Raw genomic sequence first — 18,861 nt, 5'->3', positions numbered from 1 at the left:
GACTAATTCATAGAATTTGTACTTTAGTAGAACAATAATTTCTAAATATTATCTATAGTAAATTGATGTAACAAAAAAAGGCTATTTATGAATTATATTGATATAAAACAAAAGCAAAATTTATATTGTGCAATAGTTTCTCGGTTGCCTAGATTATAGATCAGTAAGTATAGACTTGTAATTTTTAAGTATTATGGTAAAGAGTGTAAAAAATGAGTTTTTTAGAAGAAGAGAGTTTATATTTGAATAAAATACAGCAACTTAAAACTAAGTTTGAATTAGTTTTATTGGAGGAAGCTCCATTAAACGAATGCACAGTGATTGTGAATAAAACATATCCACTGGAAGTCATACTATATATTGTTTCAAGCTCAAATAACTCGCTAAAGCAAATTCGCTCTTATCTTCAAAATGTGTCTGGGGAAACATTATTACCCAAAGCCGTAGTACCAGTGTCAAATATACCTTTAACTGCCACAGGAGAGGTAGACGAATTGGCTCTCATGAACCTTCCTATTATTGATGAAAGTTTAATTGAGCAAGTAGAAAAGCAACTTAACTCTCATCACAAAATTAAACAAGCAGTGGTAGTGGTGCAGGAGTTGAGAAAGAATATCCCCTCACTTCATTTATCAGATTTGATTCCAGATTGGCAAGACAAAAACGCGATAGCGGCAGGCGGGGCTTTGCCCATCGCTAACGTTGCCTCAATTCCCAGAGATTCCCAACCAGATACACAACAACATTTCTTAGAGCCAAAGCCACTTGCCATCAGTCACGGTGATGTTCTTCCGAGCGATCGCAACGCACCTATTACCTTACCCGAAATTTTGCAAAGAGCCGCGCAACAGGTTACAAGTGCGGGAATTATTTACCTGTTGCCCGATGGCACAGAAGTACGCCAATCCTACACTGAGTTACTGGAAGTTGCAGAGCGGATTCTTGCTGGTTTGAGAAAATTGGGACTCAAGCCAACCAACAAAGTCATTTTGCAGATGGAACTTAGCTGTGACATTATCCCAGCTTTTTGGGGCTGCATATTGGGAGGCTTTGTACCCGTAATCATGGAAGTGCCACCGACTTATAGAGAATCAAACAAGGTGGTGGATAAGCTTTGTCATATTTGGCAGTTCTTAGATAGTCCAGTCATCTTAACTACAGAAGCTCTCAAACCAGAGATAGAATTCCTATCGCAATGGCTACCAGTAGAACGCCTCAAAATAGGTGCAATTGAAGTATTAAAAAACAATACTGCCAGCAAACAATATTATCATAGTCAACCAGATGAGGTGGCTCTTTTTAACCTGACTTCTGGCAGTACAGGAATACCAAAATGCGTTCAATTGACTCATAAAAATCTCATTGCTCGTGCTAGAGGTGCTAACCAACTTAATCAACATGAGGCAGAAGATGTGATTTTGAATTGGCTGCCATTCGATCATATTGGCAGCATTTCCGATTGGCATATCCGGGCTGTGGAAGCGGGTTGCACATTAGTTTATGCCCAAAAAGAATATATATTAGGTCGCATCTTCAACTGGTTGGATTTGATTCATAAATACCGCATTACTCATAGCTGGGCCCCTAATTTTGCATACTCCATAGTTAATGACTCTCTCAAACAAGAATCAGAACAGAATTGGAACTTATCGTGTGTGAAATTCCTACTGACAGCTGGTGAAGCAGTATCTAGTAAAGCTGTGGAGGATTTTCGAGAAAATTTAGTTGCATACAGACTCAAAGCAACGGCAATTCGACCGGCTTTTGGCATGGCTGAGATGGGTTCAGGAATTACATATTATCAGCCTATTAAAGAAGCACCTTTGTTATTTCATAGAATAGATAAATCTATCTTACAAGGTACTATTCAAAGAGTAGAAATAGACCATACAAATTATAATAGTTTTACTGATTTAGGCTCAGTCATTCCGGGAATTACCATTCGCATCGTAAACGAGCAAAACTCTGTATTAAGAGAAGATACTATAGGGCGTTTGCAAGTTAAAGGTGATGCCGTTTCTCCGGGATATTACAACAACCAAAATGCCAACAGTCAATCATTTTTACAAGATGGATGGTTTGATACTGGCGATTTAGGATTTATTGCTAATGGACAATTGGTGGTTACTGGTCGTGCCAAAGAAACTATTATTATTAATGGAGCTAACTACTACAGTCATGAAATTGAAGCAGTAGTTGAAGAAATTGCCGAAATTGAAGTTTCCTACACCGCCGCTTGTGCAGTTAGCAATGCTGATGGTGCAACAGAGAAACTGGCTGTCTTCTTCAGTTCGCCGATTACGGAAGACCAAAAAATATTAGAATTGCTGAAGAAAGTTCGCAAGACAGTTGTTAGTAAAATCGGGTTGAATCCTGACTATTTAATTTTATTACCTAAAGAAGATATACCTAAAACCGTTATTGGTAAAATACAGCGATCGCAACTTAGCGATCGCTTCCATGCAGGTGAGTTTAACTCAATTCTCAAACGGTTCGATATCTTATTAAATAATAGTAACACTATTCCTGATTGGTTCTATCAAAAAGTCTGGCGACCCAAGCAAGCCAAGCCTTTGAAGACGTTATCCAAAAATTATATAACTATAATATTCCTCGACGATTTAGGATTAGGAGCATTTATTTGTCAGCAACTAGAACAGCAAAATCTGCCCTATATCTGTATTTCACCTGGATATGAGTTTGCGAAAAAAAGCCAAAATCACTTCTCTTTAGCTCCTGGTAATGCAGACCATTATCAGAGATTATTTGAGACGATAAAGGCAGACAATCAGACTATTGGTCAAATTCTTCATCTGTGGAATTATCAGGAGTATAACGGAGAAATCACCAGCCTAGATGCTCTGGAAATAGCCCAAATTCAGGGAACTTATAGTTTGTTGTTTCTTGTACAAGCTTTAGCAAAAACTCAGGAAATTCAAGATTTAGTTCAATTATTATTTGTTTCTAGCTACACCCAGTCTACGCAACCAATAGACAAGATAGCTTATGAAAAATCTCCAGTTTTGGGAGTAATTAAAACTATTCCCCAGGAAATACCCTGGTTAAATTGTCGCCACATTGATTTAGTACCAAATTTGGTAGAAGTTGATGGGAATTATATTCTGCAAGAACTCGAAGTTTTATCAAAAGATCAAGAAGTTGCTTATCGAGATGGACAGCGTTTGATTGCAGGTTTAGAAAAAGTTAATCTGCAAGACAAACCAAAACAAGAACTTCCCTTTAAATCAGGGGGAATGTATCTGATCAGTGGTGGACTTGGGGGTGTGGGAATTGAAATTGCTAAATATCTAATTAAGTCTTTTAATGCCAAATTATTATTAGTAGGTCGGACTCGTTTACCAAGTGAAGATATTACATCTAACGTCTCTACGGAAATCTTAGAAAAAGTCAAGCTTTACCAAGAATTAAAGCAGCTGGGAACGGTGGTTTATGAAACAGTGGATATCTGCGATTTTCAAGCTGTTCAACAAGTGATAGAAAAAGTCAAGGCTAACTGGGGAAGTCAGCTAGATGGGGTGATTCATCTGGCGGGAACTTATCACGAACAAATGTTAGTGGATGAAACACCGCAGAGTTTAGCTGCTATTTTACGTCCCAAAGTGTCAGGTGCTTGGGTGCTGCATCAAGTTCTGAAAAAGCAAGGAAAGGGGGTTTTCATTAGTTTTTCGTCTTTGGCGAGTTTCTTTGGTGGCGCTACCATTTCTGCTTATGCTGCGGCTAACAATTTTTTGGAAAGCTTTAATCAATACCAGCGTTCTGTTGGTGAGTTGCACAACTATTGCTTTGCCTGGACAATTTGGCGTGATACCGGGATCAATAAGGGTTATCAGAGGCAAGAAATCACCCAGGCTCAAGGCTTTTATGAGATGAGTCTGCAACAAGGGTTATCTTCCTTCTTGGCTGGTTTATATCATGACCAAGGACAGATGATAGTCGGTTTAGATGGCAGCAATGCTAAAATTCGGCGTTTTACCTCGGATTTTCCAGGGTTACAGAAATTAACTGCCTATTTCACTACACATAACGGTGCTGCTGTACCAGAGTTATCGGATTTTACGGTGTGCGATCGCTTCACAACCACCGTTAACTGTGACTTTGTGCAACTATCACAAATGCCCCTCACCGCTAGCGGCGAAATTAATCGAGATTTACTGGCTAGGGGGATGACTCGTACAGAAGCGATCGCTCCCCGCAACGAAATGGAACGGCAAATAGCCCAAACCTGGCAAGAAGTTTTAGCAATACCCCAAATCAGCATTTACGACAACTTCTTTGAACTGGGAGGAAATTCTTTGTTAGCCTTCCAAGTCATTTCTCGGTTGCGCGAGACTTTTTCTATTGAATTGTCGCCCAATCGTTTTTTTGCATCCCCTACCGTAGCTGGTTTGGGAGAAAGTCTGGAGGCGCTGCTAACTGTCGTCACCAAGTGGAATGTAGCTTTTGATGACGCAGAACCAGAATATGAGGGAGGTGTATTGTAAATGACAACAATAGAATTTGTCTCTTATTTAAATAGTTTAGGCATCAAAGTTTGGCTGGAAGGCGATCAGTTAAATTATCGCGCTCCCAAGGGAGTGATGAACCCAGACCTAAAAAGCAAACTATTAGGGCGCAAATCAGAAATCCTGGCTTTTTTAGAAGAAGCTAAGACTGCAACAGACTCCTCCTTTGAGCCAATACCATCTATACAGCGTTCTGGAGAGTTGCCTTTATCTTTTGCCCAGCAGAGGATGTGGTTTCTCTATCATTTAGAAAGCCAAAGCCCATTTTATAACGAAGGCTTACAGCTGCGCGTTGCAGGTGTACTCAACGTAGAAGCTCTACAGCGAAGTATCAACGAAATCATCCGTCGCCACGAAATTTTACGGACAACATTTCCCGCAGTTGACGGGAAACCCGTGCAAGTCATTTCTCCTAGCTTGACAATCAACATACCAGTGCTGGATTTGCAAGGCTTAAAAGAAGCAGAAGTACAACAGATTGTCACCAAAGAAGCTCGACAACCTTTTGATTTGAGTAATGCCCCTTTGTTGCGGGTTACTTTACTAAGGCTGGGATCAGAGTCTCATGTGTTGGTGTTGATTATGCACCATATCATCACAGATGGTTGGTCAATGGGGATATTCATCCAAGAGTTGTCCAATCTCTACCGGGGTTTTACTGTTGATTCCCCTCTGCTTCTGGCTGAGTTGCCCATCCAGTATGTTGATTTTGCAGTTTGGCAGCGACAGTGGTTAACTGAGGCGATTCAAAAACAGCAACTAAATTACTGGAAGCAACAGTTAGCCGATGCGCCACCCTTATTAGAACTACCCACAGACAAACCACGCCCCGCCGTTCAGACTTTCTGTGGTGCTACCCAAGAATTTCAAATTGACCAGAATTTGAGCAAGCAAATCAAAACCTTCAGCCAACAGTCAGGAGCTACCCTATTTCATACCCTACTAGCGGCTTTTGTGGTTTTAATGTTTCGCTACAGTGGTCAAGATGATATCTGCATTGGTAGCCCCATTGCCAACCGCAACCGTAGAGAATTAGAACCATTAATTGGCTTTTTTGTCAATACATTGGTACTGCGTAACCAAATCAAAGGAAATCCGAGTTTTAGTGAGTTTCTCTCACAAGTGCGACAAGTTGCAACGTCCGCTTACACTCACCAAGATGTTCCTTTTGAACAAGTGGTAGAAGCATTGCAACCAGAACGTTCTCTCAGTTACAATCCCCTATTCCAAGTGGTGTTTGTCTTAGAGAATTTCTTGTTGGATACATTAGAATTGACCGATGTCACCCTGACTCCTCAATTTGTAGAACGTGGCACATCTCAGTTTGATTTGACCTTGGCTATTTGGGAGACAAAAGCGGGACTGATAGGTTCGTGGGAATATAACAGCGACCTATTTGAGCCAGATACCATTGCAAGGATGACAAGTCATTTCCAGACTTTGTTAGCAGCGATTATTGCTAATCCGAATCAAGCCATTGGTGAATTACCACTGCTGACACAAACAGAGCGACATCAGTTGTTAGTGGAATGGAATGATACTTATACGCCTTATCCTCAGAGCAAATGCGTCCATGAGTTATTTGAGCAGCAGGTAGAAAAAACACCAAATGCGATCGCAGTAGTCTATGAAAATGAGTCCCTCACATACCAACAGTTGAGCGATCGCGCAAATCAGTTGGCGCAATATTTGCGTTCACTGGGGGTAAAACCAGAGGTATTGGTGGGAATTTGCGTCGAGCGTTCTCCCCTATTAATAGTAGGATTGCTGGGCATACTCAAGGCTGGTGGAGCATACCTACCCCTTGACCCCGCATATCCCCAAGAACGGTTGGCGTTCATGCTAGAAGATGCTCATGTATCGGTGCTGTTAACCCAGGAAACTTTGGTTGCAACGTTACCGCCACATAAAGCGCGGGTAGTTTGTCTTGATAGCGACATCTCCAGCACAAGAACAGAAAATTTACTCCACACAGTCACAACCGACAATCTAGCTTATGTAATTTATACCTCCGGCTCCACCGGCAGACCCAAAGGAGTACAAATTGAACATCGAGGACTGCTAAATCTTGTCTTTTGGCATCAACAAGCTTTTGCAGTATCGTCTCTCGATCGAGTCACACAAGTTGCTGGAGTAGCATTTGACGCTTGCGGTTGGGAGATCTGGCCTTATCTGACGGCGGGAGCTAGCATCCATTTTCCCGATGATGAAACCCGGCTTGATCCTGAGCAACTGCGAGACTGGCTGTTGTCAAAGGCAATAACCATTAGCTTCCTCCCGACACCAATGGCCGAAAAAATTCTGTCATTAAATTGGCCGGCCAATGCTGCTTTGCGAACTTTGCTCACAGGTGGAGATCAACTTCATCAATATCCTTCAACTTCTCATCCCTTTGAGGTGGTAAATAATTACGGGCCAACAGAAAATACTGTAGTCGCAACATCCGGTACTGTTCCTAAAAGACAACAAGCTTACTTACAACCTACCATTGGTCGAGCGATCGCAAATACCCAAATTTATATACTAGATTCCTTATTACAGCCTGTACCCATTGGTGTGACTGGAGAATTATACATCGGTGGTGAAAGCTTGGCACGGGGCTATCTCCACCGTCCCGACCTGACAACAGAACGCTTCATTCCTAACCCTTTCGCACCTCAAGAACGACTTTATCGGACGGGCGATTTAGTTCGCTACCAAGCCGATGGCAATATAGAATTTTTGGGTCGCATTGATTACCAAGTTAAAATTCGCGGCTTCCGCATTGAACTTTCGGAAATTGAGGCTACTTTGACTCAACATCCCCAGGTAAGGGATGCTGTTGTAATCACCAGAGAAGATATACCTGGTGTGAAGAATTTGGCAGCATATATCATTCCAGAACTGACACAGCCAACCAGTAACGAGCTACGCCTGTTTCTCAAATCAAAGCTCCCCAGTTACATGGTTCCTGCATCCTTCACTGTTCTGGAAGTTCTGCCCATTACCCCTAACGGCAAGGTAGACCGTCGGGCATTACCAGTACCAGAGTTCGAGTCCGATGAATCTACTGGCTTTGTCTCCCCACACACCCACACTGAAGAAGTCTTGGCCAAGATTTGGCGGGATGTTTTACTGCTTAAACAAGTTGGTATCCACGATAACTTCTTTGAACTGGGTGGAGACTCTATTATTAGTATGCAAATTATTGCCAAAGCTAATCAAGCTGGACTCAAACTTACTCCCAAACAATTATTTCAACACCAAACAATTGCTGAATTAGCGACTGTTGCTGGTATAATAAGCACGGTTAAATCAGAACAAGGTTTAGTTACAGGAGTTGTCCCTCTAACACCGATTCAGAAGTGGTTCTTTGAGCAAAACCTACCAGAACCTCATCACTTTAACCAATCCTTCCTGCTAGAAGTTCCTGCAAATTTGCAACCGGAATTATTACAGCAGGCACTACAAAAGTTACTGCACCATCACGATGCTTTACGCCTGCGGTTTGTGCAGCAGGATGGGCAATGGCAGCAGTACAACAGCGATCTCAGCGATAAAGTATCGTTGGACATTGCAGATTTATCATATCTGTCCCCAGCAGAACAATTAAATGCGATCGCACTCAGGGCAGATGCAGCACAAAGGACGCTGAATTTAACAGATGGGTCGCTGATGCGGGTCATTCTGTTTAACTTAGGCAATTCCCCGGCACGTTTACTCATCGTCATCCATCATTTGGCTGTCGATGGCATCTCGTGGCGGATTTTACTAGAAGACTTATCTCAAGCATACAAACAATTAGAAGTTGGTAAAAGTATCCAACTACCTGCAAAAACAACTTCCTTTAAGGATTGGGCAATTCGATTGCAGGATTATGCCCGCAGTCCAGAACTCCATTCACAGCTAGATTATTGGCTGGATTTAATACGGTTCCCAATTGCTCCTTTACCGTTGGATTATGCTGCTGTTGCCCAAGATAACACTGTAGCTTCTAGTCAGATTGTCTCTGTATACCTGAGTGTAGAGCAGACTCGCGCCCTGTTGCAGGATGTTCCTGGAGCCTACAACACCCAAATTAACGATGTGCTGCTAACGGCATTAGTGCAGACTTTCACTCGTTGGACGGGTTCTCACTCCCTATTGATTGACTTAGAAGGTCACGGACGAGAGGACTTGTTTGAGGATGTGGACTTGTCACGCACAGTAGGCTGGTTTACCAGTATATTCCCCGTGCTGTTAAAACTTGAGGATCGCAACGATCCCGGAGAAGTTATCAAGTCAGTAAAGGAGCAACTGCGACGTATCCCCAACAGGGGTATTGATTACGGCATCTGGCGATATCTTAGCTCAGATGAGAGCGATCGATTAAAAGCCTTCCCCAAAGCTGAATTGAGTTTTAACTACTTGGGTCAATTCGACCAAACCCAGTTAGCAAACCTGGGATGGAAATATGCCCAAGAGTCTAGCGGTTCTATTCACAGCCCCAAAGGACAGCGTAGCCATTTGCTAACCGTAAATGGATTAGTTGTGGAAGGGAGGCTGAAACTAGAGTGGCAATATAGCGAGTATTTTCATTCCTGGTCGACTGTAGAAAAGCTGGCTAATCAGTATATAGAAGCCTTAGAAGCTATTATCGCTCATTGTTTATCCCCAGATGCAGGCGGCTATACTCCTTCAGATTTCCCAGAAGTTGAGTTTAGCCAAGAAGCTTTGGACGAACTGTTAGCAGAAATTGAATGAAGTCGTCCACGCTGAGAAAACCGTACCAAAAAAGATCGCGATGTTACTTAGGAAAAACTATGCTGGAATTTCAAATTGAATTTCAACCTCGTATCCCTCCTTCCAAAAATTTAGTCATAGGCACTTTGGGGCCGGCTGCTACTAGTAGTGACTACGCTGCTAAACATATAACTAACCGTCTGAGTTCAGAACAAGTAACTGTATCAACTCAGTTATTTGATACTTTTACAGAAGTCAGAGAAGCTTTGCTGCAAGACAAGGTAGATATGGCTTTAGTTCCTCATGCTTACGACCGAGTTAATGAATTTTATATGGAGCCAAATTTTGAGCTAGGCTTCGTTTTTATATTTCCTACTCCAGTCTATGGATTAGCTAAGAAAAAAAATAAAGAGGTAGCTTTCAAAGGTTCTAGAATTGTTACTCATCCGGCTCCTCTACCTTTGTTAACAAAACTCTTGCCAGATGCTCAAGATCAAACACAAATACAAGTAGATTTGTCTCCTTCTACCAGCGATTCAGCTATGCAGGTAATGCAGGGTTTAGCCGATTTTGCGATTACTAATGAGAATGCTGTAAAAGCTTACGATTTAGAATTTGTTTCCACCTATGGAAACATTCGGATGAGTTGGTCAATTTTTCAGAAAAAATTAAATTAATAGCAAGTTATGTCTAAATATTTTCCCCAGCCAAAAATCATCAAAATTAATTACGATGTAGAGTTAATTGTATTTCAGTGTGAAGACACAGTTGTGCAGTTAGTTTCTATTCCCCCAGGAGCTACTTTTGAATTACATAAACATCCCGAAAGTCAAATTGGAATGCAAATTGCGGGACGTTTGGAATTTAACCTCAACGGGACTAAAGAAATTCTGAAGCCATTTAAGCAAGTTTATGTAGCTGGTTCTAATGTTCTTCATGGTTCTATCAATTATTTCTCAGAAACAGCATTAGCATTTGATGTAAAACGCATCACAAATTCTGAGGAAGCTGAGGAGAAGATTTTAAAAGTTACACCCACTCAAGACGAAGTTACAGGTTTCGATCGCCAGTCTGTTGTTGGTTCTTGGTTTGAGATTTTAATTACTAAGATTCCTCCCAAAGGGGTAATACCAATTCGCTCACATCCTAGTGAAATAATGGGAATAATCCTGAGTGGTAAATTAGCGATCGCCATAGAAAAACAGCAACGAGAGCTAGAATATGGTAGTGTTTATTATGCTCCGGCTGATGTTCCTTATGGAGGACATAATCTTTCTGATGAAACAGTATCTTTGACTGAAATTCTGATTAAACCTAGCTCTGATTTCTCAGTCAAAAATATTTTTTCAAAGACAGCGATCGCTACTTCTTAAAGGCATACTTATCATGGATTTAGGATTAACACAGAAAGTAGCTTTAGTGACAGGAGCAAGTGCTGGTATTGGTTATAGCGTTGCCCAAAAGCTGGCAGCAGAAGGTTGTCAGTTAGTAATTTGTGGGAGAAATTCTGAGCGATTAGAACAAGCTTATCAAGGTTTAGTTGGCTCTCAAGCAAAAGTTATTCCCATTTGTGCTGATGTGCAGAATGCAAGTGATTCTCAAAAATTAGTCCAAGAAGCTATCAGTCAATTTGGAAAACTTGATATTTTGGTCAATAATTCTGAGGGGGCAACATTTTCTAATGAACCAGTAGAAAATCTATCTGATGAAGATTGGGCAACTGTCTTTGATGGCAAGTTACTCGGCTATATTCGCATGACTAATTTGGTGCTGCCAACGATGAAAAATCAGCAATGGGGGCGCGTTATCAATATTGTGGGAACATCAGGAAAAGAACCTTCTAGCCGTCTTGTAAGATCGGGAGTTGCGAATGCTGCATTAATCAACTTTACTAAAACTGTTGCTACGCAAGTTGCTAAGTGGAATGTTTTAGTTACTGCTGTTAATCCTGGTCTGATTGATACTCCAAGGCATAGAGAATATTTAGAAGTATTCGCCCAACAAGAAGGCCGGACAGTGGATTCAATCATCGCAGGAACGAATAATAATATTCCTCTTGGTCGTCGCGGTTATTCTAGTGAGGTTGCTAATTTGGTTGCTTTTCTAGCGTCAGAATGTGCTAGCTATATTACGGGTGTGACTATTCCCGTAGATGGCGGATTGTCAACGTCTGCTTTTTAATAATTACTTTTTTAAACGAACCGCAAAGAAAAGAGATAAATCCCATAATTAATATCATATAAAACAATGGTAGTTGCACAAAACCAAACTAAAAATAAAGATATTGAATCTATCTATCCTCTTTCGCCTACACAGGAGGGGATACTCTTTCATACTCTCTATGAGCCGGAATCGACAATATATTTTGAGCAGTTTAAATTAACTCTTCATGGCAATTTAGATCCGGGTATATTTGAACGGGCTTGGCAACGTTTGGTAGCGCGACATTCGGCTCTGCGGACTCTTTTTGTTTGGAAGAATCGTAAACAATCAGTTCAGGTGGTGCGTAAACAAGTGAATTTGCCTTTGTCTAATTTAGACTGGCGGATGTTTCCTCAGCAGGAGCAAGAAATCCGGCTCAATTCTTTTTTAGATGCAGATAGAAAACAAGGTTTTGAACTTGATAAAGCTCCATTAATGCGCTTTGCTTTAATTCGGGTAGCCGATGAAACATACCAGTTTATTTGGAGTTTTCATCACTTGCTGGTTGATGGCTGGAGTTGGCCGATTATCTTCAAAGAATTATTTGCTTTATATGAATCAATTCAGAATGGGCAACAGTTATATTTAGCTCCTATTCGTCCTTATCGGGATTATATTAATTGGTTACAACAGCAAGATTTGGCTGGGGCGAAGGCTTTTTGGCAACAAAATCTTGAGGGTTTTACTGCACCTACGCCTTTGATAGTTGAACGAGCAATTGGGCAGAGTTCTCACCAACAGCAAAATATTGATGTGCGATCGCAGCATCTATCAGCTGAAACAACAACTACTTTAAAATCTTTTGCCCAACAACATCATCTAACACTAGCCACCTTGGTACAAGCCGCTTGGGGACTGTTACTAAGTCGCTACAGTGGCGAGTCTGACGTAGTTTTTGGCACTACTGTATCTGGTCGCCCCCCTACTTTATCTGGTGTAGAGTCGATGGTGGGGTTGTTTATCAATACTTTACCTGCACGGGTAAAAATCCCTGAGAAAACCGATTTGTTAACCTGGCTGGGGTTGTTGCAACAAGAATATATAGAACGGGAGCAGTATTCATACACCCCACTTGTAGATATTCAGGGTGTGAGTGAAATTCCTCGAACTCAACAGTTGTTTGAAAGCATTGTTGTATTTGAAAACTATCCGGTAAATGCAACGTTACAGCAACTCCCTGGAAACTTGAGCATCGGGGAACTACAAGACAGAGGACAAACCAATTATCCTCTCACGCTGCTGGCAATTCCTGGCGAGGAAATGACGGTGAAAATTTACTACGATCGCCAACGCTTTGATGCAGATATTATCGATCGCATGGCTGGTCACTTCCTCACCCTGTTGGAAGGAATTACCATCAATCCTCATCGCACCGCAGGGGAATTACCGCTACTAACTCCAGCAGAACAAGATTTGCTTTTAGTCGAGTGGAATGATACCTCACCAGCGCATCCCATCAATCGTTGCATCCATCAATTATTTGAGGAACAAGTCAAAAAAACACCCCAAGCTTTGGCGGTAGTATATGAAAACCAACAATTGACTTATGAAGAGTTAAACCAGCAAGCCAATAAAATTGCTCATTACTTGCAACGCTTCGGTGTGAAACCAGATGTTCCAGTGGGGATTTGTGTAGAGCGATCGCTAGCAGCTGCGATCGCTATTTTAGGAACTCTCAAGGCTGGGGGAGTTTGCGTTCCCCTCGATCCTACCTATCCGCCAGAGCGTTTAGCGTTCATGCTCAAGGATTCTCAAACACCAGTTATCTTAACTCAAACACATTTGCAGTCATTATTTAATGGCAACTTGGCTCATCGTCTAATTGTGTTAGATAAAGATGGGGACGAAATCGCCAAAGAATCTGAGAATAATCTACAAGTTGAAGTAGCAGGTGATAATTTAGCCTATATCATATATACCTCTGGCTCTACCGGCACTCCGAAAGGCACTCTTGTTACCCAGCGATCGCTCACCAATTTAGTAGAACACCATCAGGCAAAAATGGCCACAGGTATTGGTGTGCTTCAGTTTGCCTCCCTCAGTTTTGATGTCAGTTATCACGAAATATCCGTGGCGTGGGCTTTCGGAGGTACGCTGTATATGATTTCTGAATGCGATCGCAAAGATTTAGATAAATTAATCCAATTACTTAGCTTAAACCCAATTGGTAAAGTTTTTCTGCCAGTTAGCCTTTGGCAGCAATTAGCAGAAATATACGGAGAGCAATCACATCTATTTCAGAATATTCAAGAAGCGATCGCTTGTGGCGAACAACTCCAAATTACTCAGCCGATGATTAAGCTGTTTAAGCGTCTGGAAAATTGTACACTCTACAATTTCTATGGCCCTACGGAAGCAGACTTAGTGACAGCTTATACTTTTAGCCAAAAGCCAGATGAATGGCCAATTTATCCACCCATTGGTAAAGCTGCTGTCAATGTGCAAGTTTATCTGTTAGACAGCAATCTTCAACCCGTGCCAATTGGCGTTCCTGGGGAACTCTACGTGAGTGGTGATGGTTTGGCTCGTGGCTACCTCAACCGTGCAGATTTGACTAATCAGAAATTTCTACCAAATCCGTTTGCCGATTTTGGATTGCCGATTTTAGATTTTAGATTGAGGGACACAAGTGAAAATTTCCAATCTGCTGAAAGTTCTGATAATCCAAAATCCAAAATCCAAAATCTAAAATCAAGTTGTTTGTACAAAACTGGCGACTTAGCGCAATATCTACCAGATGGGAATATCCAGTTTTTGGGACGGATAGATGATTTGGTAAAAATTCGGGGCTTTCGTGTTGAACTGGGAGAAGTTGAAGCCGTTTTGAGCAAACATCCCCAGATTAACCAAGCCGTCGCGAAAGTTTATGGAGAAAGTGCCAGAGAAAAATATTTAGTTGCTTACTTTGTGCCAATTCCGGGAGAGACAATCACAGTCGAACAACTGCGGACTTATTTAACTGAGCAATTGCCAGATTATATGATTCCATCGGCTTTTGTCGAAATGGCATCTTTCCCACTTACACCCAATGGTAAAGTTAACCGTCGCGCCTTACCAGAACCCACAAATAGCCGACCGGAATTAGGTCAAACTTTTGTTGCACCGCGTACTCCCACCGAAGAAATTTTAGCTGGGATTTGGAGAGATGTTTTAGGGTTAGAACAAGTTGGCATTTACGATAACTTCTTTGATTTGGGGGGACATTCTTTACTAGCAACTCAAGTTATTGCTTTAACGCGCAAAGCATTTGGGATAGAATTACCACTATTGAGTTTATTTGAATCTCCTGCGATCGCACATTTAGCCCAAAAAATCGCCACAGCTAAAGCACCAGACGGGCAGGAGTTATCTTTAAAACGACTTCCCCCCCAAAACGAACCAATACCAATTTCTTTAACCCAGCTAGAGTTGTGGTTTTTTGACCAATTCTATCCAGGGAATTCCATCTATAATCTACCTTTGGTCTATCGCATCACAGGTGCGCTCAATGAGAAAGCATTATCAGATAGTTTAAGAGAAATTGTCCGGCGACACGAGACATTGCGATCGACCTTTCAGGTTAAAAATGGGCAAGTCGTTTATGCTGTTGTTAACGATCCTGTCTTTGATTTTTCCGTAATCGATCTCCAGCACCTCCCCGAAACTGAGCGCGAAGCTCAAGGCACACAACAGGCTGAACAGGAAATTAAGCATCCTTTCGATTTGGCACGAGGCCCTTTATTACGCAGCAAGCTTTGGCGTTTGGACGAACAAGAGTATCTATTCGTTGCCGTCACCCACCATATTGTTGCTGATGGTTGGTCTTTTAGTGTCCTCACCCAAGAACTGGCAAAAGTTTACGAAGCCTTCTGTGAGGGTAAGCCGTCGCCACTGACTGAGTTACCGATCAAATATACCGACTTTGCTCAATGGCAGAGGCAGTGGTTACAAGGGCAAGTTTTAGAATCTCAGCTTCAGTTTTGGAAAAAGCATTTAGGCACTACTCCGCCAATATTGAAGCTACCATGCGTTAGCGAAGCTGGCCGTAGGCATCGCCCCCGTCCATCAGTGCGAACCTTTAAAAGTGCAGGCCAACCGATAATTCTCTCCCAGAAATTAACCGATGCGCTGAAGGTACTGAGTCAACAGGAAGGCGTAACCTTGTTTATGACCTTGTTGGCAGCATTCCAGACATTACTCTTCTCTTATACAACACAGGAAGAGATCATTGTTAGCAGCGCCCTTGCCAATCGCACCAGAGTAGAAACTGAGGGACTGATTGGTTTCTTTGTGAATTTACTGCCATTTTGTACCAACTTAGGAGGAAACCCCAGCTTTCGGGAACTACTTGGCCGAGTGCGTGAGGTAGCTTTGGGTGTTTATGCTCATCAAGAAATGCCCCTGATTAAGCTAATAGAAGAACTCCAGCCAGTCAGAGATCCCAGTTACACATTAATAAATCAAGTAATGTTTGTCTTTCAAAACACTCCAGGGGATAATTTAGAATTTGCTAATCTAGTTTTGAAAGAGCAGTTTATTGCTAGAGATACAAAAGATACCGCAGAGTTTGATTTAGAGTTAACCCTCGAAGAAACATCAACAGGTATTGAAGGTTTGCTCGTATACAGAACCGATTTATTTGAACCTGCCACTATTTCCAAAATGGTTGATAATTTCCAGACTTTGCTGGAAAAAATAACAACCAATTATAACCAGCGTTTAACTGAACTTATCTTAATATCTGAACCACCAAGTTTGCCCACTCAAACTTTTGTAATCCCAATATCGAAGGATTTTGTTAAACCTCAAAATTCTATCGAAGAAGTTGTGTTAACTATCTGGAAAGAAATTTTAGGGCTAGAGGAGATTAGCACTCAAGACAACTTTTTTGAACTGGGAGGGCATTCTGCTCAAACTCTTGAAGTTATCTGTAAACTACAGTCGGCTTTGCAAGTCGAACTACCGTTGATTTACTTGTTTGAAAAACCTACTGTATTTCAGCTAGCAGCAGCCATCCAAGACAAATTAAACAGTTAATAGGTTAATATCTGGTTTTTCAATTGTTATTGTCAACATAGAGGTGAACAACATGGAACTTACAAAAAACAATCAAATAATTGAAAATGCCAAACCTAGTATTAGTGAAGTTACTCAAATATCCAACGAAGAACTTCGTATATTGCATGAGATTCCTACATTTAGACCGATTGTTCAAACATTCGTTGTAATTGGTACATATTTCATCCTCTCAGCTATTGGGTTTTGGTTGAATAACTGGGCAGTGTGGTTATTAGTCTGGTTTGTTCAAGGATTTTTATTTGTCTGTTTTTTTGCGGCAATACATTATTGCTCTCACTATAGTTTGTATAAGTCAAAAAATACTAACCGATTCATGGGGACTTTCTTATCATTAGTATTATTGATGAACTTTTCATTTCACAAATATATTCATATTGGACATCATCGAGAAGCAAAACTCAAAGGTAAAATCGTAGGAGATACATCAGCATGGCAAACCTTTCCTAATATTAAGACCTATTTTCTGGCCTTGACATATTTTTATCCTCTCGCAGCTTGGAAGAATTGGTGGGTTGTTACCAAAGATTTATATTTAGACTCTTTGAAAAACCATACAGAAGAGGAATCAGCCTTACCAACTAACTTTTATTTGAGCTATTTTAAAACACCAGAACAACGTCAATTTGTCTTAAAAAATAATTGGCTACTATTGGGTTGGGTTGTATTAATGGCAGGATTAACCGTAATTTTTCCTCGGATTTTATTCTTTGGTTACTGGATACCATTAATAACGTTTGCTTCTCCATTCGGGTTTATTTTCAGTATTACAGATCACTATGGCTGTGAGTCTGACTTAAACCACAACCTATGGAATGATACACGAACAATGATTTCTAACCCCATCGTTAGGTTTTATTACTGGAATAATAATTACCATGTAGAGCATCATCTTTATCCAAGTATGCCACCTTCTAAATACTCCAAGATACATGAGTTAATTCAACCTCACCTGCAATATCTGGAAAAATCATACTTGATGTATCATCTAAAAATAATGCAGGGTTTGATTTCGGCAAAAAGTCATTAATGAATCGCTCTTATCAAAACACATTTATGATGGAATATCGTAGATTTGGGCGTACAGAATTACCAATGCCAGTCTTTTCCTGCGGCGGAATGCGCTACATCTATACTGAATCTGAAGAACTTACTCAAGATAAAATTCCCGATGAAAATCAACAGAATTTAGAAGCCACTATTCGCCGTGCTTTAGAAGTTGGCATCAATCACATCGAAACTGCGCGAATGTATGGAACTTCTGAGATGCAATTAGGAGCGATTTTACCTAAGTTGCCAAGAGAAAAAATTATCGTGCAGACTAAGGTTACTCCTATCTCTGACTCTGAAGAATTTCGCCGTTTGTTTGAAAAATCTTTGGCTTTATTAAAGCTAGATTACGTTGATTTATTAACACTACATGGCATTAATTATGACCAACAATTTGAAGATAGCATTCGTCCCAATGGCTGTCTTGATGTAGCGCGACAATTGCAAGCTGAAGGTAAGGTAAAGTTTATTGGTTTTTCTACCCACGCGCCAACGGACTTAATTATCAAAACCATTGAAACCAATCAATTTGATTATGTAAATCTCCATTGGTACTACATTAATCAATTCAATTGGCCTGCTATTGAAGTAGCCACACGTCATGACATGGGGGTGTTTATTATTAGCCCATCAGATAAAGGTGGTATGCTCTATAAGCCTCCACAAAAGTTATTAGATTTGTGCCATCCTCTCAGCGCGATGGTGTTTAACGATTTGTTTTGTTTGAGTCATCCGCAAGTACATACTCTCAGCTTGGGGGCATCTAAACCATCAGATTTTGACGAACATTTGAAGGTTATAGAACTTTTAGACAAAGCGGATGAGATTTTATTACCAATTTTAAATCGGTTGGAAAAAGAAGCGATCGCCTCACTGGGAAAAGACTGGTACTCTACTTGGCACACTGGTTTACCCAGATATCCCCAAACCCCTGGTGAGATTAATATTCCAGTGATTTTATGGTTGCAAAATTTAGCGATCGCTTTTGATATGTGGGAATATGCCACAAGGCGTTACAACCACTTAAATACTGCCGATCCTTGGTTTCCTGGTTTGACAGCAGAACGAGTGAGACAATTTGATCTAAGTGATTGTCTGCGTCAAAGCCCCCATGCTGACAAAATACCAGCTTTATTAGAAGATGCCCATAGGTTGTTATCTCAACCTAGTAAAGGATAAATAAATGAGTAATAAGTAATGAGTAATGAGTAATGAGTAATGAGTAATAAGTAATGAGTAATGAGTAATGAGTAATAAGTAATGAGTAATGAGTAATAAGTAATGAGTAATGAGTAATGAGTAATAAGTAATGAGTAATGAGTAATAAGTA

8 protein-coding genes are annotated in these 18,861 nt (G+C 40.9%); all 8 read left to right on the top strand.

Annotation, left to right across the window (positions count from 1 at the left end; translation table 11 throughout):
• Positions 1–212 precede the first annotated feature (212 nt).
• The 8 genes from V7L31_RS00195 (at position 213) to V7L31_RS00160 (ending at position 18,710) form a co-directional block, all read left to right on the top strand.
• Positions 213–4,502 (top strand): SDR family NAD(P)-dependent oxidoreductase, encoded by a 4,290-nt coding sequence (locus V7L31_RS00195; RefSeq protein ID WP_334694379.1) that lies wholly within the window; start codon positions 213–215, stop codon positions 4,500–4,502.
• Positions 4,503–9,245 (top strand): amino acid adenylation domain-containing protein, encoded by a 4,743-nt coding sequence (locus V7L31_RS00190; protein ID WP_334694378.1) that lies wholly within the window; start codon positions 4,503–4,505, stop codon positions 9,243–9,245.
• A 59-nt stretch (positions 9,246–9,304) separates the two neighbouring features.
• Positions 9,305–9,901 carry a LysR family transcriptional regulator gene (locus tag V7L31_RS00185; RefSeq protein WP_334694377.1) on the top strand — a complete coding sequence of 199 codons (597 nt, stop codon included), beginning with the start codon at positions 9,305–9,307 and terminating at the stop codon, positions 9,899–9,901.
• 9 nt (positions 9,902–9,910) lie between these two features.
• Entirely contained in the window at positions 9,911–10,597 is a 687-nt protein-coding gene (locus V7L31_RS00180) for a cupin domain-containing protein (RefSeq protein WP_334694376.1), read from the top strand.
• Positions 10,598–10,610: 13 nt separating this feature from the next.
• A complete protein-coding gene (locus V7L31_RS00175; protein ID WP_334694375.1) occupies positions 10,611–11,405 on the top strand; it encodes an SDR family oxidoreductase in 795 nt (264 codons plus the stop codon).
• Between the two features lie 66 nt (positions 11,406–11,471).
• Positions 11,472–16,442, top strand: a complete 4,971-nt coding sequence (locus V7L31_RS00170) for an amino acid adenylation domain-containing protein (RefSeq protein WP_334694374.1) — start codon at positions 11,472–11,474, stop codon at positions 16,440–16,442.
• A gap of 52 nt (positions 16,443–16,494) precedes the next feature.
• Positions 16,495–17,511 carry a fatty acid desaturase family protein gene (locus V7L31_RS00165; protein ID WP_334694373.1) on the top strand — a complete coding sequence of 339 codons (1,017 nt, stop codon included), beginning with the start codon at positions 16,495–16,497 and terminating at the stop codon, positions 17,509–17,511.
• A gap of 29 nt (positions 17,512–17,540) precedes the next feature.
• Positions 17,541–18,710: an aldo/keto reductase gene (locus V7L31_RS00160; RefSeq protein WP_334694434.1), complete on the top strand. Its 1,170-nt coding sequence runs from the start codon at positions 17,541–17,543 to the stop codon at positions 18,708–18,710.
• Positions 18,711–18,861: the final 151 nt, after the last annotated feature.

Source organism: Nostoc sp., assembly GCF_036916655.1.
Lineage (GTDB): Bacteria > Cyanobacteriota > Cyanobacteriia > Cyanobacteriales > Nostocaceae > Nostoc.
The sequence above is the reverse complement of the archived record's forward strand: the minus strand, read 5'-3'. Positions and strand labels throughout refer to the sequence as shown.

Coding starts and splice junctions, on each gene's coding strand:
- V7L31_RS00195 (WP_334694379.1), top strand. CDS start 213: ATGAGTTTTTTAGAAGAAGAGAGTTTATATTTGAATAAAATACAGCAA.
- V7L31_RS00190 (WP_334694378.1), top strand. CDS start 4,503: ATGACAACAATAGAATTTGTCTCTTATTTAAATAGTTTAGGCATCAAA.
- V7L31_RS00185 (WP_334694377.1), top strand. CDS start 9,305: ATGCTGGAATTTCAAATTGAATTTCAACCTCGTATCCCTCCTTCCAAA.
- V7L31_RS00180 (WP_334694376.1), top strand. CDS start 9,911: ATGTCTAAATATTTTCCCCAGCCAAAAATCATCAAAATTAATTACGAT.
- V7L31_RS00175 (WP_334694375.1), top strand. CDS start 10,611: ATGGATTTAGGATTAACACAGAAAGTAGCTTTAGTGACAGGAGCAAGT.
- V7L31_RS00170 (WP_334694374.1), top strand. CDS start 11,472: ATGGTAGTTGCACAAAACCAAACTAAAAATAAAGATATTGAATCTATC.
- V7L31_RS00165 (WP_334694373.1), top strand. CDS start 16,495: ATGGAACTTACAAAAAACAATCAAATAATTGAAAATGCCAAACCTAGT.
- V7L31_RS00160 (WP_334694434.1), top strand. CDS start 17,541: ATGGAATATCGTAGATTTGGGCGTACAGAATTACCAATGCCAGTCTTT.